The sequence below is a fragment of the Polynucleobacter necessarius genome (assembly GCF_900095195.1).
Classification (GTDB): domain Bacteria; phylum Pseudomonadota; class Gammaproteobacteria; order Burkholderiales; family Burkholderiaceae; genus Polynucleobacter; species Polynucleobacter necessarius_G.
In genome coordinates, this window is sequence record NZ_LT606950.1 from 954,961 (window position 1) to 976,762 (window position 21,802).

A 21,802-nucleotide genomic window follows, 5' to 3' on the forward strand; every position below is an offset into this window, starting at 1 on the left:
TTTGGCTTTTCAAATTCGCCTACCATCTCTAATAACTGATTGATCGCGAGTGCCTGATCCAATGGATCATTGCCAGGCGCAAATATCCTTGCGGCGTCTGTGTCATTCGCATTGTTGGATCAGCACGCAAATCTAAAATCAGATCAAACTCGGCCTCACGCTGACGCTCAACCCGATCAAATGCGATGGCACCAATACTTGCGCATGCAGTAATGCAAGTGCTATGTGATTTGCACTTTTCTAAATAAATCTGGAAGGAGAAATCAATCGCATTTTCAGGACAAGCCTCTACACAAACGCCGCACCGAGTGCACATCTCAGGGTCTATTGGATTTTGCAATTCCCAATCGACCGAAAAGCTTCCTAGGTAGCCATCAGGTTTTGGCACCGCCCCCGTGTAAATCGGGTAATTACGAGCAATAGGCAAATCACTGGGCTCCGTGCAGAGTACTGAAACATCTAAAGCACTTGCTACTTTTTCCGCCAAGGGGATAGCTTGCAAACCGGGACCAATAATCAATAGGCGTCCTTGACTAGCGTAGTTCATCACTGGAACAGGCTCGGCATCAGGCGTATCCGCCAAAGCCAACAGAGCTGCAATTTTTGGACCTGAGTTTTTTGCTTCCTGTGTCCAACCCGCCACTTCACGAATATTCACAAAACGTAGAGGCGCAACCAATGGCTTATCAGATTGTTCTGCAAGCTCAGAAAATAATGCTGACTCTTGGGTGCAAGCCACTACTAACTCTTCAGAGCTGTCGAGTGCCTTAATAAAAGTACCAACCTCTTGACGACATAAAGACTGATGCACTGAAACACCCAATGCCTTTGCATCCAAAGGCATGGTGCCATTACAGTTACATACTAATTTTTGACTCATGAAGAACCTTCTTAGGTTTTTTTCTGATCCGACTTAATCTGCTCGCTATTCACGTTTGCAGATTTTTCTATCTCTAATAATGATGGGGATGTTAAATTACTTTTAGAGGATTGCTCCAAACCAGGCGGATTTGGCGATACCTCAGAGGAGGATCGGGAGATTGATTGCCCTCCTTCTGACTTACCGCATCGGTGCCATTAGCCAGGGTTTGAAAGAGCTGAGCATGTCACTTTGCACCATTCGCTCTAACATGCCTGCAGGAAGTGGATCGGGCTTGGAATAATCATCAATATAGATATCGAGCCTATCCATTACATTGAAGTGGGGATCCGAAAACATTTTCTTTAAAGCGGCCTGCTGTACAGCGGGGTCAACATCCAGCTTCATAAAAGCAGAAAAATCCGGTGCAAAACGATCGATCTTTTCAACGTCCTCCATGGTGGGTAAGGGAGGGGCCTCTGACGCTTCTATCTTTGGTTCTGGGCTATTCGTGAAGGAGTCTGCACGGATTCTTTTGCTGACTCACTGGGCTCCTCCTGAATGCCTGACGTACGCCGTGACCAGCGACTTAAGAATCCGTCTGCCATCGTTCCCCCGCTGGACACTCAGCACCTTTAAACGATGCAGGCTTATGACGTTTCTTGGGCTCAGGTCGATAGTGCTCGTCGACATACTCTTGCAACCAAGTGGTATGGTTATCACTCATTGGCACGGCATCGACTGACTCGCCACCATCGAGCAAGCGGGCAGCCTCGTTATAGCTAACGCAGATGCGATGGGGCACGGCAATCGTGGATTCAGCTTTGGCTAACTCCAAGGACTCTGCGTCAATGTAACAATCGATATCTTCCTCGAGACGCCACATCACAAACCAAGATGGTTTTGTTGCAGACACATTAAGGTAATAGCCCTCGGCCTCATCCAAAAAAAGATTGAGCTCAAAACCGGTAAACAACCAAGACTCTCCTTCAGCATCTCGACCCAGAAATTGGCCAGTAATAGCATTAGAGGATGTGGTGATAAATTGTCCAAAATCCGGCAACACCTCATGAGGTACCCATCGATAGGAGACCCAAGGATTATCGAGGTGCTGTTTACGCATCAATACCGCAAAGCGCATTGGTCTATAGCCTTAGGTGTTTTGAACCACAATGTTTGGAAACTTGCTGCTCATATCTTTTGCCAGACTTCCTACCTTGATCGCCACTTGGCGCGCAATCGCCTTGTAAATATTGCTAATGGCGCCATCTGGATCGGCAACTACCGTTGGACGCCCTGCATCCGCTTGCTTGCGAATCGACAGATTTAATGGCAACGCGCCCAAAAATTCAACGCCGTATTCTTTGCACATTTTCTCGCCACCACCGACTCCAAATACATGCTCTTCATGCCCGCAACTTGGGCAAACATAGGTGCTCATGTTTTCAATAATGCCGATGATGGGCACGCCAACCTTTTCGAACATCTTTAAGCCTTTGCGGGCATCTAGCAATGCAATATCTTGAGGCGTAGTCACAATGACAAAGCCTGTTACGGGAACCTTTTGCGATAAGGTCAACTGAATATCACCAGTACCCGGTGGCATATCCACAATCAAATAATCCAAATCACGCCAACGGGTTTGACGCAGTAGCTGCTCTAGCGCAGACGTCACCATCGGACCACGCCACACCATTGGCGCATCCTCTTCAATCAAAAAGCCGATAGAACTTGCTTGAAGTCCGTGCCCTTCCATCGGCTCAATCGTATTCTCCTCGACAGAATCTGGGCGACCAGTAATGCCGAGCATCATCGGTTGACTGGGTCCGTAAATATCAGCATCCAAAATCCCCACTTGCGCACCTTCAGCCGCAAGCGCTAGCGCCAAGTTGACTGCTGTTGTCGATTTACCTACGCCACCCTTGCCGCTGGCAACGGCAATAATATTTTTAATACCAGGTAATAACTTGATGCCACGCTGAACGACATGAGCAACAATTTGACTGCTAACGGTCACGCCCACGTTTTTCACGCCCGGTAATTCACGCAAAGCAGTAATTACCGTTTTGCGGATAGCATCAAATTGACTTTTGGCGGGATAGCCTAAGACAACATCCAAAGAGACATCGCCGTCATCCACTTTCAAATTTTTAATATTCTTTGCAGCAACGAAATCAATGTGGGTATTGGGATCAACGACGTTTTTTAAGGCGGCTTGAACAGCCTCTACAGTTACAGACACTACCTTCTCCTCTGATGCGTAACCCTGACAAACCCTATTGGGCAGGGAGAGTTACAAAATGTAATTTTTATGAATAGTATTTAGATTAACCGCACCAGCCAAAAATTGCTTGAATTGGCTCTAGGGAAATGGTGTGTTAAATCAGAAAATCAACAAACTTAGGTAATACACGAGCATAGACATCAGGGCTGTTGCTGGGATAGTGAAAATCCATGCCCAAACAATATTTCCAGCTACGCCCCAACGAACTGCGCTAGCGCGCTGAGTCGAGCCCACACCTACAATAGCCCCTGTGATCGTATGGGTAGTTGAGACTGGAATCCCAATAGCAGTTGCAGCAAACAAGGTAATGGCGCCACCAGTTTCGGCACAAAATCCGCCAACAGGCTTTAACTTGGTCAATTTCTGACCCATTGTTTTGACAATGCGCCAGCCACCAAACATAGTTCCCAATGCAATCGCTATATAGCAACTAATAATGGTCCACGTTGGCGGCATTTTTGCACCCGCCTCAGCGTAACCCGTAATAATCAAAAGCAACCAGATAATGCCAATCGTCTTTTGCGCATCGTTTCCGCCGTGACCCAGGCTGTAGGCACTTGCCGATACCAGCTGTAATCGACGGAACCAGCGATCAGTCTTTGCCATGGTAGCGTTTCTGCATACCCAAGATACCAGCAACATGATCAACGATCCCAGCAGAAACCCAACCATCGGGGAGATGAAAATAAACGAAACGGTCTTGATGATTTCAGTCCAAACCAGGCCATCTACTCCAGCTTTTGGCAGAGCTGCACCAACCAAGCCACCAATCAAGGCATGAGAAGAGCTTGATGGAATACCGTAGTACCAAGTCACAACATTCCAGACAATAGCGCCAACGAGCGCACCAAAAGTTACATGCAAATCCACCGCATCAGGATGAACGATGCCCTTGCCAACGGTTGCCGCAACACTCAGATGAAAGATAAAAATTGCAAGGAAGTTAAAGAAAGCAGCGAAGATCACCGCTTGTTGAGGCTTTAAAACACCAGTTGATACGACCGTTGCAATAGAATTCGCCGCATCATGAAATCCATTCATGAAGTCGAAACTGAGCGCCAATATTACTAAAAGCGCTACTACCCAAAAAGCTACTTCGGTCGCCGGCAACTTAATTCGCCTTAAAAGTTTTCAAGAACGATGCCTTCAACCAAGTTGGCAACGTCTTCACATTTATCGGTTACTTCCTCAAGCAACTCATAGATGCGTTGGCACTTAATAAGCTCACGCACTTCAATATCTTCGCGGAACAGCCGCGTAATCGCAGTAGAAAGCAAGCGATCCGCACCCGATTCCAAATGATCAATCTCATCACAAGTCTGCAGAGCAGCCTTAGCTACTTCAGGATCGGAAATGTCCTTAAGCGTGCCAACTGCGTTCTTCATACTGATGCAACATTGATTGCACAACTCCGCCATTTGCAACATCTCCGGAGTCATCTGCTTCACATCGTATAGATGCATAGCTTCGGTACCGTTTTGCAGTAAATCAGCGACGTCATCCATCGTATTGATGAGCGAGAAAATCTGGTCACGATCGATTGGAGTAATAAATGTTTTGTGTAGACGACGATGAACTTCTTTCACAATATCGTCACAAGCATGCTCTGCTTTATCGACCTCTTGGGTATATTTCGCACGCAGCGCTTCATCACCGTAGTGTTCAACGAACTTCAAAAAGGATTCTGAAGCGACAACGATATTTCCGGCATGTTCATTGAACAATTCAAAGAAATTACCATCGTGAGGCATTAACTTACTGAAAAACATAAATCACGATCCTTTAGGAGCAAAAACTGCGGGGTTTTAGGCTGTCGCTATTCTAAACAAATGATTATTGGGCAACCGGAAATCCAGCCTTTGTTATAAGCTGGCTTGCCTGCTCCTGAGAGAGCGTTGTCGCTAGGGTCACCGTCTGCGTGGCTAGGTCCGCCTGCACCTTGGCAGAGGCTTGAGACTGAACTGCCCTCGTTACCGCATTGATACAGCCGCCACAGGTCATTCCAGAAACTTTGAGAGTGAACATTTCCACCCCTTTTTATGTAAATTTTCCGTCTAATTCGCCTTCTAACTGGTAGATTATCTTCTATATGGACAGCCAAAATGCACCGAATTCTTCAGTTTTTACCCTTGATATTGAGGGAATGACCTGCGCCTCCTGCGTTGGGAGGGTCGAAAAAGCATTAGACCGAATTCCTGGGGTTGAAGCTGCCAGCGTGAACTTGGCGACCGAACAAGCTAAAGTGCGCCTCAAGGCAGACTCAGACACTTCCATTGCCGATGTCATCGCCTTGGTTCAGAAAACTGGCTATGGAGCGCAAATCAGCAATCCCCATGGAAATGCTCCAATAAAAAGCGCCCACTCTTTTTGGGGTTCAGATGACTTAGGTCGCGTTTTACTCAGTTTTGCTTTATCAGCCCCACTGATCTTGCCAATGTTCTTGATGCCATTTGGTATTCATTGGACCCTATCTGCTAAATGGCAAATCATTCTGGCTACTCCAGTGCAATTTATTTTGGGATGGCGTTTTTATAAAGCGGGTGTTAAATCATTGCTCGCTGGTGCTGGCAATATGAATTTACTCGTTGCGCTTGGCACGAGTGCCGCCTATGGATTAAGCGTTTACCAAATGATCGCTTCACCGCATACAACACATGAACTGTATTTTGAAGGTTCAGCTGTCATCATTTGCATGGTCTTACTAGGCAAATGGCTTGAATCCAGAGCAAAACAACAAACCAGTGAAGCGATTCGCGCACTGCAAAAGCTTTGGCCAGAAAATGCCAAAGTATTGGATACTGGGGCCGTGATTGGCGGAGGCGCTTTTTTAGAGAGATACCGAGAACTCCCGCTTGATCAAGTATTCCCTAAAGACCGCATCTTGGTTTTGCCGGGGGAGCGCATTCCTGTTGACGGCGAGATTCTTTTTGGCAGCAGCCATATCGATGAGTCCCTCCTCACAGGGGAGAGCGAGCCAGTCAAGAAAATGCTTGGCGCAAAGGTCATCGGCGGATCATTAAATGGTGAAGGCTTATTAATTATTGATGCGCAAGCTGTTGGCGTGGAAAGTGTTCTATCGCAAATCATTACCTTAGTAGAGGATGCGCAAACACAAAAAGCTCCTATCCAGAAATTGGTTGATCGAGTGAGCGTTATTTTTGTACCTACTGTCATTGGAATTGCTTTACTGACAGGTCTCATAAATTGGTTTTATCTCGATTCAGCATCCATCGCTATTTTGCGAGCAGTATCGGTCCTGGTAATTGCGTGCCCCTGTGCCCTGGGTTTAGCGACTCCTGTGGCCTTTATGGCTGGCACTGGCGTGGCAGCCCGCTTTGGTATTCTGATAAAAGATCCCCAAGTACTAGAGTTGGCACATCGCCTAACTGTGGTGGCATTCGATAAAACAGGCACTCTCACGGTTGGCAAGCCAAGAGTACTCTCGTTTATTAGCCTTACCAATGCCGCAGATGAAAACGCCCTATTAGCAACCGCAGCAGGATTACAAATGGGTAGCGAGCACCCCTTGGCCAAAGCGCTATTGGATGCCACTAAATTTTCGGATGCAATCCCGATTCCCCCATCTGAAAGCCAAGCGTTGCCTGGAATCGGCATTGCCAGCAAACCCAGTTCTGGACCGTGGGCTGGGCAGTCACTTGTTTTGCAGAGCATCGCTTCTCTTACCAACGACCCCAATGCAACAACGATCTCACATCAGGCACAACCACTGCTCGATCAAGGGCAAACGGTTTCGGTTTTGATTCACAAAGATGCAGAATCAACACCACTCGCAATCATTGGATTCGGCGACGATCTCAAGTCCAACGCTAAAGAGGCCATCACTACCTTGCATCGTATGCGTATTCGAACGGTGATGCTATCGGGCGACAACTCTGCTGCCGCAAACCGTGTTGGTCAATCACTTGGAATTGATGAAGTCCTTGGTCAAATCATGCCAGGTGATAAAGCGCAAATTATTCGGACACTTCAACAGTCTTGGGAAGATGGTCAGCAATACGTTGCCATGGTGGGTGATGGCGTCAACGATGCTCCCGCCTTAGCAACAGCAGATGTGGGGATGGCAATGTCCACTGGAACGGATGCCGCGATGCAAGCCTCTGGCATCACCCTGATGCGCGGGGACCCCACTCTAGTAGCGGATGCGATTGATATCTCTCAGCGCACGTGGAAGAAAATCGGGCAGAACCTCTTCTGGGCGTTTGCATTTAATTCAACAGGAATTCCGCTCGCTGCCTTAGGCTATCTCTCACCCATGCTTGCAGGCAGCGCCATGGCACTCTCGAGCTTTTGCGTGCTCAGTAATGCGCTATTACTAAAACGTTGGCGACCATCACATCGCTGAGTGAATAGCCATTTCCATAGATCTATTTTGGATTCTTGCGCACTAACTCGATATCGCCATAAAAGGCGTGCATCTCCGACTTCGTATTGTCTGTATCCGTGAGTAACGCAATGCCAATCACATCACCTGGCATCTCTCCGTAAGCACTTTTGTAGTCTGCTGTTAGATCCCGTTGGGGTTATGCCATTGCCCTAAGTTATCCTAGCCAGAATCCACCACAATCATTTTGATGCGCGAGCTATGTGCATTGGTGATCATCGTATTGATTGGTGATTTTCCAGACCAAATGTACATCAAGGTGGCATAGGGCATCTCTTGACCACTAATTAGATTGGCCATCTCAAATGTCATGTTATCTTTTAGGGATAGCTTTGATCTGTTGCCATCAAAAGCAACCAATATCCGCAACGGCGCATCGTCTCTAGTGCTCTCAGCGTTATCAGCCTCTGGTACAGCAGTTAATGCTTTCCATTCCCAATGCAACCATAAGTTATTTGCCGACCTTGGCTTCAACTTCATGGCTAAACCTGAGGCAGATGTTTTTGCGTTTACACTGAGCACGGTTTTACCCTGGTAGTTTTCTAGGCGATAAACCGTATTCTTTTTATAGGGTGCGATTCGGTAAAAGTGCCAACCATTAGGCATACCCTCTCGCGCACTCTCGGTGGAAAATTTTGGCAAATCTTCTTGAGCAGGCAGTTGGTCTATATTGATTGCCTGTCCAGACTCATTCCGGACAGGCCCGCCACCAAAACCTGAACACCCTGCAAGCATGAGTGCCAGAGTGGTAATGAGTGAGGACATAATGAATGGACGCATACCTGAATTGTCCCAAATATTGATACAACTGCGTCTAAAATCAGAGCATGCGCCATCAATCACCTTCAAGCTGGGCTGCGATCTGCATCGGTATTGCAGCCTTGGTGCATTTGGTATTGGGTTTTGCAATTGAATTTTCGGTTGACGAGGCGCATTACGCCCTATATGCCCAACATCTCGCGTGGAGCTACTTTGACCATCCGCCACTGGTAGGTTGGATTCAGTGGCCGCTGGTGGCACTAACCTCCTCTGAGGGCATCATCCGTATCATCCCAGAGATTTTGTGGATTATTTCTTGTACTTTGGTTTATCAGGTCACCTTGGAGATACACCATTACATTCAAGGACGTAATGCAGGCTATCTAACGAGTGCATTACCTTCAGCAAATTCCTGCGGATTGTTTGCGGTACTTGCCATCATCGTTGCACCTATGCCGCATGTACTGGCAATAGGTTTATTGCCAGACACTTTACTGGCGCCACTCAGCCTAGCATTAATGTTGATGGCGCTTCGTTGGTTGATTCACGATCAATTTACGCTCGCAGATTGGATCACGACAGGTGTGTTATTGGGATTGGCCGGTTTAAGTAAATACACCGCTGTATTTACTGCATTTGCATTACTCTTCATCTTTATCAGCAATCTCCGAAAGCCCTCTTTTCAGACATTGGGGTTTTGGATTGCGTTAGTGCTTGCGCTGTTGTTAATCAGCCCTGTTCTCTATTGGAATTGGGTCAATGATTGGATTTCCTTTAAATACCAAATTGCGCATGGCGCTGGTGGGGTCTGGCTATGGCGTCGTCTTGGTGCATACCTTGGGCTTCAGATTGTGGTCTTTGGCCCTCTATTGATTCTGGGCACCTATCTCTTTATGAAGCACTGCATTCATGGCACTAAGTTGGCATTGATTGTATTGCTGGGATTTTTTGCAATCCCATTTGTAGTGTTCGCTAGCCTTTCTGGTGGTGGCGGTTTACCGCACTGGACTACACCAGCATGGTTTTGCATCGCTCCCTTTGCTGGAATTGGTCTCGCTAAAGCTTGGTTAACCCAACACCATCGCATCATTCGCATATTGTTCGTCATTCAATTAGCGCTCTGTTGTATCGGATTTGATTATGTTCTATCCGGCGGTTTTAGCTCAGCAGCAATCAAATCCAATCCCATCGCTGACCTGTATGGTTGGAAGCTGGCCGGACAGAAAGCGGCGCAGTTAACGCAAGCTACAAAATCAACTGGCATTGCTGTTCATAACTGGACTTTAGGAAGTCGCGCAGCATGGTATGCCAAGCCGACTCCCGTCTATGTATTGGATGAACGACAGGATCAATTTGACCTTTGGTTTGGACAATTGCCTCGTGGGGCAAATATTGTTCTCGTGAATTGGTCAGGCATGCTGTTTGCCCCCCCCATTCGAAAAGAGAATGAGATTAGCGCCAGATCCTTCGGGCGCTGCGAACCACTGGATTCTCTTGAGGTTGTCCGATTTGGTCAAATATTGTCAAAATTTGACTTTAGCCTTTGCAGCAACTGGCAGGACTCTGATTTAGCAAAGTAATTCGGCTAAATTCAAGACCTTGGCGCCCAAGGCATTATCCTTATGCCTATGAATTCTTTACCCCAATCCACCCCCAAAACCCCATCTGAGTGGAAATTACTGCTGAAGCGGGCTTGGCCCACCATCCGCATTTTGCTGTCGATTGCCCTTTTATGGAAAGCGACGAGTGGAATTGATTGGCATACCTTATTAGATTCGCAAATTAAAATGGAGCCGATATGGTTAATTGCAGCTGCACTAGCAATTTCCTGTGCATTCATTTGTGGCGGTTTGCGTTGGGGATTTTTGATGCGTAGTGTTGGTTTTCAAGGAATCCTCAAAAATTATGTCTCCCTCTATTTTGCTGGTGGACTCATTAATCAAGGTTTACCAAGCACACTGGGTGGCGATAGCTATCGTGCTATTACCGCTACCTACCTCACCAATACCGGTAATTTAAGTGGCACTAAAGAGTTAGATGAAGTGTTACACCATTCAGTAGATTTAGAGCATGCCAATCCAAAGTTACGACTAAGTTTTGCTATGGTTTTGGTGGATCGGCTACTCGGCTTAGCAGGCAATAATTTATTAGGTGGTTTAGGACTGATTCTTGGTGGCGCAACCCTAGCAGCCTGGGGCCAGGAGTTAGGGTATGCGGTCATGGGTATTATGATTTTTGCTGGCTTAATGCTTGCTCTTGTTCTAGCATGGGCTCCAACGCGACAATTCTTGGAGCGACTCCTTGAGCGCTTAAGGATGAACAATGCATTACCTGGAATTCGTCTGGCATTCTCTTGGCCGATCAATGTTGCGCAAGCAGTATTTGCGATCGCCATCCATGGCTTTGTTATTTTGGCCTTTGGCTTTTGTCTGAGAGCGTATGGTGCAGAAGCTCCAATCTCTAGCCTCATGATTGGTTTGCCAGCATTAAGTCTTCTATTAATGCTGCCAATTAGTATTTCGGGATGGGGCTTGCGTGAAGCAACCCTCTCCTCTGTCTTGGCCTTATGGGGTGTTAATCCCTCTTTGACGGTATTGGCGTCCATTAGTTATGGCGCAATCACGGTCATCTCGGTACTGCCTGGCGCTTACTTTTTACTGAAACGAAAATAATCTTAAAGAGCAAAAATATGGCTATTAGCGTCAATACCATGCGTACAATTGATCATTGGGTTGGAGTTCCCCTCTGCGCGATTGTCAGCCCTGTGGTGGCATTGATGGATGGCGTCAAGAATCTTTTTAGTCGTGGTCCACAAACACCGAAGCGCCTACTCTTCATTGAACTCTCCGAAATGGGTAGTGCCATCTTGGTAGACCCAGCAATGCGAAATGCACAAGCACGCGGCGCGGAGATTTTCTTTTTAATCTTTAAAAGTAATCGTGCTAGCCTCACGCTGTTAAACACGGTAAAGCCTGAAAATATTTTCACGATCGACTCATCGAGTTTGGGCAGTCTCATCAAAGATACCCTGAAATTTTTGATCGTTGCGCGTGTGCGTCGTATTGACACTGTGATCGATCTTGAACTCTTTTCGCGTTTTACTGCCTTGCTCACTGGCTTATGCGGCGCCCGTCAGCGGGTTGGTTATCACATCTTCCACAGTGAAGGCCTCTGGCGCGGCACTATGCTCACCCGCAAAGTACATTACAACCTGCATATTCATATCACGAAGAATTTTCTCTCACTGATTCATGCGGCGTTTGCTAAAGAGATCGAAGTTCCGTTTAGCAAAATTCATATTCCAGATTCCGAAGTCAAGCTTGAGCAAGCCGTCATTAATCCCGATATGCTCAAAAAAGTACTTTCTCGCATTGAACAAAAAGCATCCGAGGCCGGGATTCCATTTGCATATGGAAAAAATCGCATCATCCTGATTAATCCGAATGCTAGTGATCTCTTGCCGCAACGTCGCTGGGCACAACAACGTTTCTCGGAATTGATTCAAGCAGTTCACCAACACTACCCCGATGATTTAATTTTAATTACCGGATCACCCGCAGAGTTTGTGTATGTAGACAAAGTTCGCTCTGTCGCGAATGTCAAAAACGCACTGAACTTCGCCGGCCAGGTGACGTTTGCTGAATTACCACCCCTTTATACCCTCTCAGATGTGATGGTGACCAATGATTCCGGCCCAGGACACTTCTCTGCAGTAACCCCCCTGCGCACGGTTGTCCTTTTTGGACCAGAAACGCCAGCCTTGTATGGTTCAGTTGGCAACTCGATTGCTATTACCGCCAATCTTGCCTGTTCTCCATGTGTCAGCGCTGCAAACCATCGCAAGACACCATGTCATGACAATGTTTGTATGCAAGCGATCTCAGTCAGCCAAGTCTTGGATAATGTGGTTCACCAACTGCAAGAAGCCGATAAAGCAAAAGGCCGACAACCTGAATGACTAAGCAGGCAATTTTAACGCCGATTTGGTTTGTACCACTTCTGCCAATAGCGCTTGCTGCCACGATTTATTTTGGCGAATTTCAAAGCAGCACTTTTTTATTTATTAATCGCTTTACGCAATCTTTACCAGACACTCTTTGGGCATGTCTAACCTTTTTGGGTAACGGCTGGGGAGCGTTTGCGATTGCTTTTCCGCTACTTTTATTAGCGCCTCGCTTAATAACGGCCGGAATTTTTGGGGGCGCTATCTCTGCGATTGCAAGCACCGTTCTTAAAAATATCTTTGATCTTCCTAGGCCTGCAGGCTTGCTGGAGAGTGGAAGTTTTTATCGCATCGGCGACGTATTGCTTCATAAAGCTTTTCCATCGGGTCATACACTGACTGCATTTGCGATTACAAGTGCCTTGTATTTCGCGTCTAGCCCCACTAAACGTAGACCGTTAATCATTCTTTTTGTAATAGCTTCATTGGTGGGCTTATCGCGCAATGCTGTGGGAGCACATTGGTTTACCGATGTCTTAGCTGGTGCTGGCGTGGGTATTTGGTGCGGCATGATTAGTGCACTTTTTGCCAATAAGCTTCCAGAATCGGCTCTTTTACCCAATAGCCTATGGTCCCGAATCATTGCTCTGGGAGGCATCGCCGCCATCTATGCTCATTTCACCCAAACCATAGATCTAGAGCTCAATTTGCCACTGCAGTATGCATCCATTGCGATTATTGCCATCACATTAGCAGTGTTTGTCAAAACGCAATTTGATCACTCGACTGGCACTTCGTCGTAATTTCACATGTTTAGCTATCGACACGCCTTTCACGCCGGTAGTCATGCTGACATTCTGAAACACCTCACCTTAATTCATCTCGTCGAATACTTACAAGAAAAGCCTGTTGCCCTGACGATGGTCGACACACATGCCGGAGCAGGCATTTATAGCCTGCAGGATGGATTTGCAGCTGTCAGTAAAGAGGCTGAAAACGGCATCTATCGTCTTCTCGAATTCAAAGAGGAAGGGAACGCGATCCCACCAAGCATTCAAAAATATCTTGATTGCATAGGGTCTGAAAATTCCGGAGATCTTGCAACCTACCCTGGCTCTCCCTTTATTTTGGCAAGAATGCTGCGTCCGCAAGATCGCTTGAAGTTATTTGAGCTACACCCTAAAGAGATTGATATTCTGCACCACAACATCGAGCAACTCGATTGCACCAAACAAATTGATGTGTATGCAGCCGATAGCTTTAGCAGACTCAAAGGCCTGCTACCCCCACCAAGTCGACGGGGCCTAGTGCTCATTGACCCCTCCTATGAGGATAAACAAGACTATCGCTACTTAGAAATTACTCTTGAAGAGGCGCTGCAACGCTTTGTTACCGGCTGCTATGCCGTCTGGTACCCAATACTTTCCAGGAGGGAATCTGCTGCTTTACCGGACAGAATGAAAAAGCTCGCCGCGACTCATAAACGCTCTTGGCTTCATGCCGAACTTCGGGTAGAAAACGCTCCGGGCGAACGACGCCTTCAAGCAAGCGGAATGTTTATTATTAATCCACCCTGGACGCTAGAAAAACATCTAGCCGAGGCGCTTCCCATTCTCACTCAAGCCTTGGCTATTAATAGTGGTGCGCAATACCTTCTGAAAAGCATGGAGGCGTAAATGCCTACCAACTCGCTTTTAACGTAAAGCCAGACTGGTTATATTCCAAGCTTGCAGTTGCCCCAACAGGTAATGTCAATTTATTGGGTTGATGGCCAAATGGTAAGTCCGTCAAGATTGGAATAGATTTTGGCAAACGCTCACGGATCGCTGCGATTGCGCTCTCAAGGTTATAGCCTCGATCATTATCATATAAACGATATGCCGAGAAGCCTCCAAACAACACCGCGGCTTGGTTGCTGAGGACACCCGCATCCAATAACTGCATGAGGGTTCTTTCAATGCGATAGGGATGCTCATTGACATCCTCCAAGAACAAAATGCCGCCTTGCGTTTGATTTGCTGATGGCAAATAGGGTGTACCAATCAAGCCAGCCAGAACAGTTAGGTTGCCGCCCCACAGCATGCCACGGATATTCCCCGCATGTGTTTGCCCAAGAAAAGTTTGGCTTGCAGCAATGGTGCAATCGAGATTTCGTTCCTGAATGGCGGTTAAAAAGCGCTTCCACATGAATTCATCTGGAGCTATGGGTTTGCCACCATCATCCAACCTGCCAAAATCATAGTTCAGCATCGGTCCGGATAAGGTCGCCGCACCTGTCTTTGCCAATAGTGCAAGCTCGAAGGTCGTGAAATCACTATGGCCGCAGATTTGCAAGCCACTCTGAATAGCTTTTGCGATGGCTTCCCATCTAATATGCGGTAAAAGACGATGTAAACCATAACCACCGCGCATCGCCATCACTAATTGCTTTGGATTGACTTCAGCTAATTGATTGATTTCTTGTAAACGCTCTACATCCGTTCCAGCAAAGCGCTCTTGTACCCGATGAACGCATTGGTCATTGTGAATCACAATTGCTTGGGTCTTTAGCCAATCGATGCCAGCAAGAGGACTTTTGTTATTTAAGCTCGCACCGGAAGGGGCAATAAGATGAATGGGATTCAACGACGCTCCTTAAAAAAGCTACGCAGCAACTGACCGCACTCTTCGCTCATAACGCCACCTTCAATACGGGTTTGATGATTAATCTGTTTTGAAGAGAATACATCTAAAACACTTCCAGCAGCGCCAGTTTTGGGATCTGGGGCACCAAATACCACTCGATCCACTCTGGCATGCAAAATGGCTCCCGAACACATCACGCAAGGCTCTAGGGTGACATAGAGGGTGCTGCTCGGTAGGCGATAGTTCGCCTCCACTTTAGCCGCCTCTCTTAGAGCCATCATTTCAGCATGAGCACTGGGATCATGATTACCGATGGGTTGATTAAATCCTTTCGCAATCACTACGCCGTCACGCACCAAGACTGCTCCTACGGGGACCTCACCAGCGCCAGCAGCCAACTGAGCTTGCTCAATCGCTTGCTGCATAAATTGACGATCGAGTTCTGCTTGAGTCATTTACTGAGAATGAACATCAGCCCAACAATTTGGCGTTTCATATAAACGAATTGCCGAAAGTTCAAGACGTTCACCGAATGCTTTAGCAAAAACGGGTTGCAAAATCGCGAATGCAGCATTTGCGAGATTTTCTACGGTGGGCACATGCTCTAGGATGACGGTCTTATGGTTTGGCAAACTTGCCAGAAACGCAACCAAGCCCTCATCTTCTTTAGCCACTAAAAACGCATGGTCCCATTGATCCACAACATACTGATTGGTCAGCTTTTTGATGTCGCCAAAATCGAGCACCATGCCGTCATCCGCTTTACCAGGATGATCCGCAACCTCACCGGTTAAAGTGACCTCAATTGCATAACGATGTCCATGGAGATGTTTGCATTGGCCGTCGCGATTTGGAATACGGTGCCCAGAGTCGAACTCGAGGCGGCGAGTAATGGAGATTGCAGGTTATTTGCTGGTCATTTGGCGCTTTAATTATTTACTCTCTATCGAATACCGATCAGTTTATGCGATTGAATGCTTAATCTCCATAACGGGCGTTTTTGGCATAGACTTACGGCTAACTCAGTATTACTTTTAAGATTGGGGCCATCCATTGGCTGCAGGAATCGATTGCGATAGTCCATCTTCTCAAATCGAGACATCAATTGCTCAACTGAATCATGACCTACTTGAGGAATGACGAGTTTCAGCTCATTTGCTTGAAACACGATTAGTTCGGATCCCGCTTTATGGCTGACACAAACCCAATCAACCCCCTTGGGGACTTTGATCGTACCGTTTGTTTCAATGGCCACCTCAAATCCTTTTTGATGGAGTGCATTGATCGGTGGCTCATCCAACTCTGTAATAGCGGCTCACCACCTGTGAAAACAACATAGCGCTGTTGGGGTCCTGCTGAGGTACTTTTTCAAGAGGCCTCGATCGCATCGGCTAAATCCCCTGCAGTCTCAAATTTGCCACCGCCAGCACCGTCACTACCAACAAAATCAGTATCGCAAAATTGGCATACTGCAGTTGCTCGATCTTCCTCGCGACCGCTCCAGAGATTGCAGCCACTAAAACGACAAAATACCGCGGCACGTCCAACATGAGCGCCTTCACCTTGCAAGGTGGGGAAAAGTTCTTTAACGGTATACATAGCAATACACTATTTTAAGCGCATTGCTTGCTTCCAAGAAATTAGCTCCCATTGCCAATAATCCTCCCAGAAGGCATTGGACCAAAAGACTCCAGGGGTGATGTAGCGACCACTCCCCCGCGGATAATCCAACGCCCAACCCCTGGCGAGAACCAAACATCTTCCCATCAAGAATTTAATATTCGAAAGAGATCATTGCTAATGAAATACGGATTTTCGTTATGAAAATGTAAGGTTTGAAATTTTCCAGCCGGAGAGTCAATTTGCTCTCATCCAAGAGCAGTCATACTCAAACCCCAATAATAGCTACCGTCGGGATAGCTTGGTACTTGATATTGGGTTTTATAAAACTGGCTCCATCCTGCTTGAAGCTGCGCCGGCCACAGAGGGATTGCAGGCTGGAATTTTTGGGGAGGACTCCAGTGTGGATCTTGCAGCACAAAACCCCATGGAGATTAGATTTCATCAGGAAGCGGACCTGATTTAACTCCCGATCCAGTAATTCGGATTTCCGCCCCGACTGAAACAACTTTTTCTGTAACCGTATCAATGATTTCTTGATTGAAAACGTTGCGAACTTGGTATACCCACTCTTGACCAACGCGGGGAGCACGAACTGTTGGAGGCGACAGGGGTTGCGAAAGTTTTATTCCCTCCGGAAAGGGTTGAGAGGAAATACATCCCGTCAGTATGACCGACAGGCTAATTGCCAATAACTTACGCAAATAATTTATTTGAATGAACTCAGCTGCCATTGGTAACTGCCTTCGTTAATTACCCCACCTATCTGACATTGTATTTGGTAGGGGCCTGATGTCTCGCGCGCCACCCATCTACCAATTTGCGGCGCGAACCAGATAGTTTCTTTACGAGTGCAGTTGACCTTATTGGCGTCCTCATTCTCATAGTTAATGAATGTTTGGAACTTCAGCGCAATAAATTCACCAGCGAGAACAGTAATCTTTTCCCACCCATTAGCGCTCATATATTCTTGCTAACTCAAGAGGCCACAATGGCAATGGAGAATTAAAACTCAATAATTTTGGCCACTGTGGATCCAAGGTAACAAATCCTCAAGAGGACTGAATCTCACTTGGCAAAGCAATACCATCTTCCGAACGTTCAATCGTAATACTTGAATCCATACTGGCAACGCGCTCGCGAATCACCCCTAATGTTTTCCCGCTGAACACATCTTTCTTAATATAGGTCCACTCTTGGCCAACTTGAGGAGCCCGAGCCTTAGGCAAGGGATTGGGTTGAGCAACTGGAGTACCTTGCTCATACCCAAGGGGACACCACAGGCAACTGGTGCTAGAGCAGCCGATACGATAAAGGTTCGACGCGTTATATTCATATAACCTCCCGAATTAAGCTTTGACTGGATCAATATACCTCAAGCAGATACAACTCTTCATCGGTAAATCCGGCCTGTCTACGAGCAGCCAAATTGAATGGGGCCCGTAACTTTGGAGCTCGATATTGCCTAACGAGTTCACGGTACGCTGTAATTGGCGATAGATGATTTTTTGTGCATAAGAAATTAAACCAATGATTGCCGATCGCAACATGGCCAATCTCATCGCGCAGAATAATCTCTAATATTTCTACAGCGGCAATATCTTTTACTTGCTTAAAACGATCGCGAATTGCTGGAACTGCGTCCAACCCTCTCGCCTCCATTGTTCTGGGCACCAAATCCATTCTGGCAATTACAGAGTCAACCGTTCTCTCTACCATTTCCCATAAACTGTTATGCGCATCAAAATCACCATAAGAAAAACCATGGGATTGAAGATAGCCACTCACAAGACTGAAGTAATATGCCTCTTCTTTGGAAACCTGGAGCCAGTCCTCATAATATTACTCGGGCATATCTGGAAAGCGCCAAATCGCATCTAGAGCAAGGTTGATGGCATTAAATTCGATATGAGCAAGCGAGTGCAGTAACGAAGCTCGTGTCCATCTTTCTTCTTGGAACATCCAGAGGTGGCACCAGTATTGGCTTTTCTGGGCGCCCAGGGAGGCAATGATTTTGAGTAGCTAGAGCCTGAGTACGATTTACGCGAATGCTCCCTTGATGGTATGCGTCAAATAACTCAAAGACTTGGCTGACCTTAGCTGCAGGTTCAGTAAGCGCTAAAATCTCTAAGGCGGCTTCGCGTAGCTCGGTCATTAAAAAAGGTGCGGGGAATTATTCCCACTCAATCGTTGCTGGAGGTTTGCCGCTAATGTCGTAGACAACGCGATTAATGCCACGGACTTCATTGATGATGCGGTTCGATACTTTACCAAGTAACTCATGGGGTAAATGAGCCCAATGTGCAGTCATGAAATCCTGAGTTTGCACTGCTCTAAGTGCAATAACATACTCATAGGTTCTACCATCGCCCATGACGCCAACGGATTTCACTGGCAAGAATACAGCGAATGCCTGACTAGTCAGGTCATACCAAGACTTCTGACTTACCTCATCAATGGTGTTGCGCAACTCTTCAATAAAAATAGCATCGGCTCGATGTAGGAGATTTGCAAATTCAGCTTTCACCTCACCTAAAATGCGCACGCCCAGACCAGGACCTGGGAATGGGTGGCGATACACCATCTCGCGAGGCAAGCCTAATGCGACGCCAAGCTCACGTACCTCATCTTTGAATAATTCACGCAATGGCTCAAGCAACTTGAGATGCATATCTTCAGGCAGGCCACCAACATTATGATGACTCTTGATTGCGCGCGCGCCCTTCTTGCCTTTACCAGCAGACTCAATCACATCTGGATAAATCGTTCCCTGCGCTAACCACTTTGCATTTTTAATCTTGCCAGATTCAGCCTGAAAAATCTCAACAAACTCTTTACCAATAATCTTGCGCTTTGCTTCAGGATCGGCAACGCCAGCCAATTTACTCATGAAGACATCTTTAGCATCGACCCGAATCACCCTGACACCCAGATTACGCGCAAACATTTCCATCACCATATCGCCTTCATTCAAGCGAAGTAAGCCATGGTCAACAAATACACACGTTAACTGATCGCCAATCGCACGATGAATCAGGGCTGCAGCAACGCTAGAGTCCACACCACCGGATAAACCGAAGATGACTTCTTCATTACCAACTTGTTTACGAATATTCTCAACGGCTTCAGCAATGTAGTCGCCCATCACCCAATCCGGCTTGCATTGGCAAATCTCATGAACAAAACGCTCAAGAATTGTGGTGCCTTGAATCGTATGGGTTACTTCCGGATGAAATTGAAAAGCATAAAAACGGCGCTCCTCATCTGCCATACCCGCAATCGGACACGATTCTGTAGAAGCCATTAACTTGAATGAGGGTGGCATGGCCGTTACAGAATCTCCATGGCTCATCCACACTTTCAGAATGCCATGGCCCTCACTGGTCGAGAAGTCCTGAATCCTTTTAAGCAAATTCGTGTGGCCATGAGCACGCACTTCCGAGTAACCAAATTCGCGTGCCTGACCCAAGGATTCCGCTGAAGCAACAGCACCACCCAATTGGGTTGCCATCGTTTGCATACCATAGCAAATGCCCAATACGGGAACACCTAATTCAAATACAATTTGTGGGGCACGTGGACTACCCGCTTCTGTGACAGAACTGGGACCACCAGAGAGAATAATCCCTTTACCGCCTTGCTCTTGAATGAATTGACGGATGAATTCCGGATCACAGTCATAGGGATGTATTTCAGAATACACCCGCGCATCACGAACGCGTCTAGCAATTAATTGGGTTACCTGTGAACCAAAGTCGAGAATCAGTATTTTGTCGTGCACGAAACGGTCAATCTAAATTTCAGTATTTACTTTTGATGTAGCTCTTGTTGAAGTCTCAATCACGGTGATAGTTCGGAGCTTCTTTGGTGATCTTGACATCGTGCACATGTGACTCAAGTACACCTGCCGAAGTAATCTCCACAAAATTGGCCTTCTCATGAAGCTCTGCAATGGTTTTACAACCAAGATAACCCATGGATGAACGAATACCACCAGTCAATTGATGCAAGATGGCCAGCACACTCCCTTTGTAAGGTACCTGTCCTTCAATACCTTCTGGTACCAGTTTCTCAGCATTCGCAACAATGTCGCTCTGAAAATAACGGTCTGCAGATCCATCTGACATGGCGCCCAAGGAGCCCATGCCACGATAACTCTTATACGAACGGCCTTGATACAAGAAGACTTCACCAGGCGCTTCTTCGGTACCTGCAAACATGCCACCCATCATCACGGAACTTGCCCCTGCTGCTAATGCTTTAGCAACGTCGCCCGAATACCGAACGCCACCGTCAGCGATCAATGGAATGCCAGTGCCCTTTAATGCAGTAGCCACATTCACGATGGCAGTAATTTGCGGAACACCTACGCCCACAACAATTCGTGTTGTGCAAATAGAGCCCGGCCCAATGCCTACCTTGACGCCATCAGCGCCATGATCTGTCAATGCCTTCGCAGCATCCGCAGTAGCAATATTGCCTCCGATAACTTGTACTTGAGGGTGGTTTTTCTTTACCCATTTCACACGATCCAGTACGCCCTGGCTATGGCCGTGCGCGGTATCGACCACAATCACATCCACGCCCGCTCTTACTAAAAGTTCAATACGCTCATCATTGTCCGGGCCAACACCAACAGCAGCGCCAACGCGCAACTTGCCCTCGCCATCTCTACAAGCATTAGGGTGTTCAGTGGCCTTCAAAATATCTTTGACTGTAATCAAGCCACGTAATTCAAATTTGTCATTTACTACAAGAACGCGCTCAAGACGATGTTGACTCATCAAGCGCTTCGCCTCATCTAATGAGCACCCTTCTTTCACCGTGACCAAACGCTCACGAGGAATCATCTTTGCTTTGACTGGCGCATCAAGATTTTCTTCAAAACGCAAATCGCGGTTGGTAATAATTCCAACGACTTCTTTATCAACTAAAACCGGAAACCCTGAAAAGCCATGCTCACGAGAAAGCTGAATCACTTGACGCACAGTGACATCAGGGGCAATGGTGATGGGGTCACGCAAAACCCCAGATTCATAACGTTTGACCTTGGCCACTTCACGGGCTTGCTCGGCAGGCTTGAGATTTTTATGAATGATGCCGATACCGCCTTCACTAGCCATAGCAATGGCCAATCGACCTTCGGTGACCGTGTCCATGGCGGCAGATACCAATGGTGTATTGAGTGAAATATCCCGAGTTAATTTACTTGCCAAGCTGGCATCTCGAGGGAGTACCGAAGAATAGGCCGGTACGAGGAGCACATCGTCAAAAGTGAGTGCTTTTTGAATGAGTCGCATGCAAACCCCT

General features: G+C 47.0%; 22 protein-coding genes and 2 pseudogenes. 6 read left to right on the forward strand and 18 right to left on the reverse strand.

Annotated elements, in window-relative coordinates; all coding sequences use genetic code 11:
* Nucleotides 1–28: 28 nt before the first annotated feature.
* The 7 genes from BQ1619_RS09905 to BQ1619_RS05435 form a co-directional block, all read right to left on the reverse strand.
* On the reverse strand, nucleotides 29–880 hold the full coding sequence (locus tag BQ1619_RS09905; protein WP_231968540.1) for an ATP-binding protein: 852 nt from the start codon (nucleotides 878–880) through the stop codon (nucleotides 29–31).
* Nucleotides 881–1,060: 180 nt separating this feature from the next.
* Nucleotides 1,061–1,390, reverse strand: a complete 330-nt coding sequence (locus BQ1619_RS05410; RefSeq protein ID WP_331851912.1) for a DUF3306 domain-containing protein — start codon at nucleotides 1,388–1,390, stop codon at nucleotides 1,061–1,063.
* A gap of 58 nt (nucleotides 1,391–1,448) precedes the next feature.
* On the reverse strand, nucleotides 1,449–2,000 hold the full coding sequence (locus BQ1619_RS05415) for a DUF3305 domain-containing protein (RefSeq protein WP_114662671.1): 552 nt from the start codon (nucleotides 1,998–2,000) through the stop codon (nucleotides 1,449–1,451).
* A 12-nt stretch (nucleotides 2,001–2,012) separates the two neighbouring features.
* Nucleotides 2,013–3,101 (reverse strand): iron-sulfur cluster carrier protein ApbC, encoded by a 1,089-nt coding sequence (gene apbC, locus BQ1619_RS05420; protein ID WP_114662673.1) that lies wholly within the window; start codon nucleotides 3,099–3,101, stop codon nucleotides 2,013–2,015.
* Nucleotides 3,102–3,242: 141 nt separating this feature from the next.
* Nucleotides 3,243–4,184 carry an inorganic phosphate transporter gene (locus BQ1619_RS05425; RefSeq protein WP_415066264.1) on the reverse strand — a complete coding sequence of 314 codons (942 nt, stop codon included), beginning with the start codon at nucleotides 4,182–4,184 and terminating at the stop codon, nucleotides 3,243–3,245.
* An 80-nt stretch (nucleotides 4,185–4,264) separates the two neighbouring features.
* The gene (locus BQ1619_RS05430; RefSeq protein ID WP_114662678.1) at nucleotides 4,265–4,912 is read right to left on the reverse strand and encodes a DUF47 domain-containing protein; all 648 of its coding nucleotides are present in this window, start codon (nucleotides 4,910–4,912) and stop codon (nucleotides 4,265–4,267) included.
* Between the two features lie 64 nt (nucleotides 4,913–4,976).
* Nucleotides 4,977–5,168: a heavy-metal-associated domain-containing protein gene (locus tag BQ1619_RS05435; RefSeq protein ID WP_114662680.1), complete on the reverse strand. Its 192-nt coding sequence runs from the start codon at nucleotides 5,166–5,168 to the stop codon at nucleotides 4,977–4,979.
* A 64-nt stretch (nucleotides 5,169–5,232) separates the two neighbouring features.
* Between BQ1619_RS05435 and BQ1619_RS05440 the strand changes: the two genes are divergently transcribed.
* Nucleotides 5,233–7,506 (forward strand): heavy metal translocating P-type ATPase, encoded by a 2,274-nt coding sequence (locus BQ1619_RS05440; RefSeq protein ID WP_114662682.1) that lies wholly within the window; start codon nucleotides 5,233–5,235, stop codon nucleotides 7,504–7,506.
* A 22-nt stretch (nucleotides 7,507–7,528) separates the two neighbouring features.
* Here BQ1619_RS05440 and BQ1619_RS10305 read toward each other — a convergent pair whose 3' ends face one another.
* Together BQ1619_RS10305 and BQ1619_RS05445 are read right to left on the reverse strand one after the other, a co-directional pair.
* A complete protein-coding gene (locus BQ1619_RS10305) occupies nucleotides 7,529–7,639 on the reverse strand; it encodes a DUF3047 domain-containing protein (protein ID WP_269460077.1) in 111 nt (36 codons plus the stop codon).
* A 68-nt stretch (nucleotides 7,640–7,707) separates the two neighbouring features.
* A complete protein-coding gene (locus BQ1619_RS05445) occupies nucleotides 7,708–8,310 on the reverse strand; it encodes a DUF3047 domain-containing protein (RefSeq protein WP_269460078.1) in 603 nt (200 codons plus the stop codon).
* Nucleotides 8,311–8,372: 62 nt separating this feature from the next.
* Here BQ1619_RS05445 and BQ1619_RS05450 point away from each other — a divergent pair, with 62 nt between their 5' ends.
* Genes BQ1619_RS05450 through BQ1619_RS05470 form a run of 5 tightly spaced genes read left to right on the forward strand, consistent with a single transcriptional unit; the run spans nucleotide 8,373 to nucleotide 13,923 of the window.
* Nucleotides 8,373–9,884: a glycosyltransferase family 39 protein gene (locus BQ1619_RS05450; protein WP_114662683.1), complete on the forward strand. Its 1,512-nt coding sequence runs from the start codon at nucleotides 8,373–8,375 to the stop codon at nucleotides 9,882–9,884.
* 48 nt (nucleotides 9,885–9,932) lie between these two features.
* Nucleotides 9,933–10,976, forward strand: coding sequence for a lysylphosphatidylglycerol synthase transmembrane domain-containing protein (locus BQ1619_RS05455; protein WP_114662684.1), 1,044 nt, complete (start codon nucleotides 9,933–9,935; stop codon nucleotides 10,974–10,976).
* Between the two features lie 38 nt (nucleotides 10,977–11,014).
* Nucleotides 11,015–12,262: a glycosyltransferase family 9 protein gene (locus BQ1619_RS05460; RefSeq protein WP_231968542.1), complete on the forward strand. Its 1,248-nt coding sequence runs from the start codon at nucleotides 11,015–11,017 to the stop codon at nucleotides 12,260–12,262.
* Entirely contained in the window at nucleotides 12,259–13,050 is a 792-nt protein-coding gene (locus tag BQ1619_RS05465) for a phosphatase PAP2 family protein (RefSeq protein ID WP_114662686.1), read from the forward strand. Before BQ1619_RS05460 ends, BQ1619_RS05465 begins: the two co-directional genes overlap by 4 nt.
* Before the next feature lie 6 nt (nucleotides 13,051–13,056).
* Nucleotides 13,057–13,923: a 23S rRNA (adenine(2030)-N(6))-methyltransferase RlmJ gene (locus BQ1619_RS05470; protein ID WP_114662687.1), complete on the forward strand. Its 867-nt coding sequence runs from the start codon at nucleotides 13,057–13,059 to the stop codon at nucleotides 13,921–13,923.
* A gap of 4 nt (nucleotides 13,924–13,927) precedes the next feature.
* Here the strand turns inward: BQ1619_RS05470 and BQ1619_RS05475 are convergent, their stop codons facing one another.
* The 9 genes and pseudogenes from BQ1619_RS05475 to guaB form a co-directional block, all read right to left on the reverse strand.
* Nucleotides 13,928–14,872, reverse strand: a complete 945-nt coding sequence (locus BQ1619_RS05475) for an LD-carboxypeptidase (RefSeq protein ID WP_114662688.1) — start codon at nucleotides 14,870–14,872, stop codon at nucleotides 13,928–13,930.
* Nucleotides 14,869–15,327: a tRNA adenosine(34) deaminase TadA gene (tadA, locus tag BQ1619_RS05480; RefSeq protein WP_114662689.1), complete on the reverse strand. Its 459-nt coding sequence runs from the start codon at nucleotides 15,325–15,327 to the stop codon at nucleotides 14,869–14,871. Before tadA ends, BQ1619_RS05475 begins: the two co-directional genes overlap by 4 nt.
* The gene (gene queD, locus BQ1619_RS05485; RefSeq protein WP_114662690.1) at nucleotides 15,328–15,771 is read right to left on the reverse strand and encodes a 6-carboxytetrahydropterin synthase QueD; all 444 of its coding nucleotides are present in this window, start codon (nucleotides 15,769–15,771) and stop codon (nucleotides 15,328–15,330) included.
* A 44-nt stretch (nucleotides 15,772–15,815) separates the two neighbouring features.
* Nucleotides 15,816–16,471, reverse strand: a pseudogene (gene queE, locus BQ1619_RS05490) (7-carboxy-7-deazaguanine synthase).
* Nucleotides 16,472–16,926: 455 nt separating this feature from the next.
* The gene (locus BQ1619_RS09265; protein WP_197711893.1) at nucleotides 16,927–17,226 is read right to left on the reverse strand and encodes a hypothetical protein; all 300 of its coding nucleotides are present in this window, start codon (nucleotides 17,224–17,226) and stop codon (nucleotides 16,927–16,929) included.
* A gap of 318 nt (nucleotides 17,227–17,544) precedes the next feature.
* Nucleotides 17,545–17,721, reverse strand: coding sequence for a hypothetical protein (locus BQ1619_RS08690; protein ID WP_162784607.1), 177 nt, complete (start codon nucleotides 17,719–17,721; stop codon nucleotides 17,545–17,547).
* Nucleotides 17,722–17,857: 136 nt separating this feature from the next.
* Nucleotides 17,858–18,647 (reverse strand): annotated as a pseudogene (locus BQ1619_RS05505) (ferritin-like domain-containing protein).
* A gap of 18 nt (nucleotides 18,648–18,665) precedes the next feature.
* Nucleotides 18,666–20,273: a glutamine-hydrolyzing GMP synthase gene (gene guaA / locus BQ1619_RS05510; RefSeq protein WP_114662694.1), complete on the reverse strand. Its 1,608-nt coding sequence runs from the start codon at nucleotides 20,271–20,273 to the stop codon at nucleotides 18,666–18,668.
* A gap of 55 nt (nucleotides 20,274–20,328) precedes the next feature.
* On the reverse strand, nucleotides 20,329–21,792 hold the full coding sequence (gene guaB / locus BQ1619_RS05515) for an IMP dehydrogenase (RefSeq protein WP_114662696.1): 1,464 nt from the start codon (nucleotides 21,790–21,792) through the stop codon (nucleotides 20,329–20,331).
* Nucleotides 21,793–21,802: the final 10 nt, after the last annotated feature.

Bases quoted from the DNA above. Each gene is read 5' to 3' on its own strand.
- BQ1619_RS09905 (WP_231968540.1), bottom strand. From the start codon at position 880: ATGAGTCAAAAATTAGTATGTAACTGTAATGGCACCATGCCTTTGGAT.
- BQ1619_RS05415 (WP_114662671.1), bottom strand. From the start codon at position 2,000: ATGCGCTTTGCGGTATTGATGCGTAAACAGCACCTCGATAATCCTTGG.
- BQ1619_RS05425 (WP_415066264.1), bottom strand. From the start codon at position 4,184: ATGAATGGATTTCATGATGCGGCGAATTCTATTGCAACGGTCGTATCA.
- BQ1619_RS05430 (WP_114662678.1), bottom strand. From the start codon at position 4,912: ATGTTTTTCAGTAAGTTAATGCCTCACGATGGTAATTTCTTTGAATTG.
- BQ1619_RS05435 (WP_114662680.1), bottom strand. From the start codon at position 5,168: ATGTTCACTCTCAAAGTTTCTGGAATGACCTGTGGCGGCTGTATCAAT.
- BQ1619_RS05440 (WP_114662682.1), top strand. From the start codon at position 5,233: ATGGACAGCCAAAATGCACCGAATTCTTCAGTTTTTACCCTTGATATT.
- BQ1619_RS10305 (WP_269460077.1), bottom strand. From the start codon at position 7,639: ATGCCAGGTGATGTGATTGGCATTGCGTTACTCACGGATACAGACAAT.
- BQ1619_RS05445 (WP_269460078.1), bottom strand. From the start codon at position 8,310: ATGTCCTCACTCATTACCACTCTGGCACTCATGCTTGCAGGGTGTTCA.
- BQ1619_RS05450 (WP_114662683.1), top strand. From the start codon at position 8,373: ATGCGCCATCAATCACCTTCAAGCTGGGCTGCGATCTGCATCGGTATT.
- BQ1619_RS05455 (WP_114662684.1), top strand. From the start codon at position 9,933: ATGAATTCTTTACCCCAATCCACCCCCAAAACCCCATCTGAGTGGAAA.
- BQ1619_RS05460 (WP_231968542.1), top strand. From the start codon at position 11,015: ATGCGTACAATTGATCATTGGGTTGGAGTTCCCCTCTGCGCGATTGTC.
- BQ1619_RS05465 (WP_114662686.1), top strand. From the start codon at position 12,259: ATGACTAAGCAGGCAATTTTAACGCCGATTTGGTTTGTACCACTTCTG.
- BQ1619_RS05470 (WP_114662687.1), top strand. From the start codon at position 13,057: ATGTTTAGCTATCGACACGCCTTTCACGCCGGTAGTCATGCTGACATT.
- tadA (WP_114662689.1), bottom strand. From the start codon at position 15,327: ATGACTCAAGCAGAACTCGATCGTCAATTTATGCAGCAAGCGATTGAG.
- BQ1619_RS09265 (WP_197711893.1), bottom strand. From the start codon at position 17,226: ATGGCAGCTGAGTTCATTCAAATAAATTATTTGCGTAAGTTATTGGCA.
- guaB (WP_114662696.1), bottom strand. From the start codon at position 21,792: ATGCGACTCATTCAAAAAGCACTCACTTTTGACGATGTGCTCCTCGTA.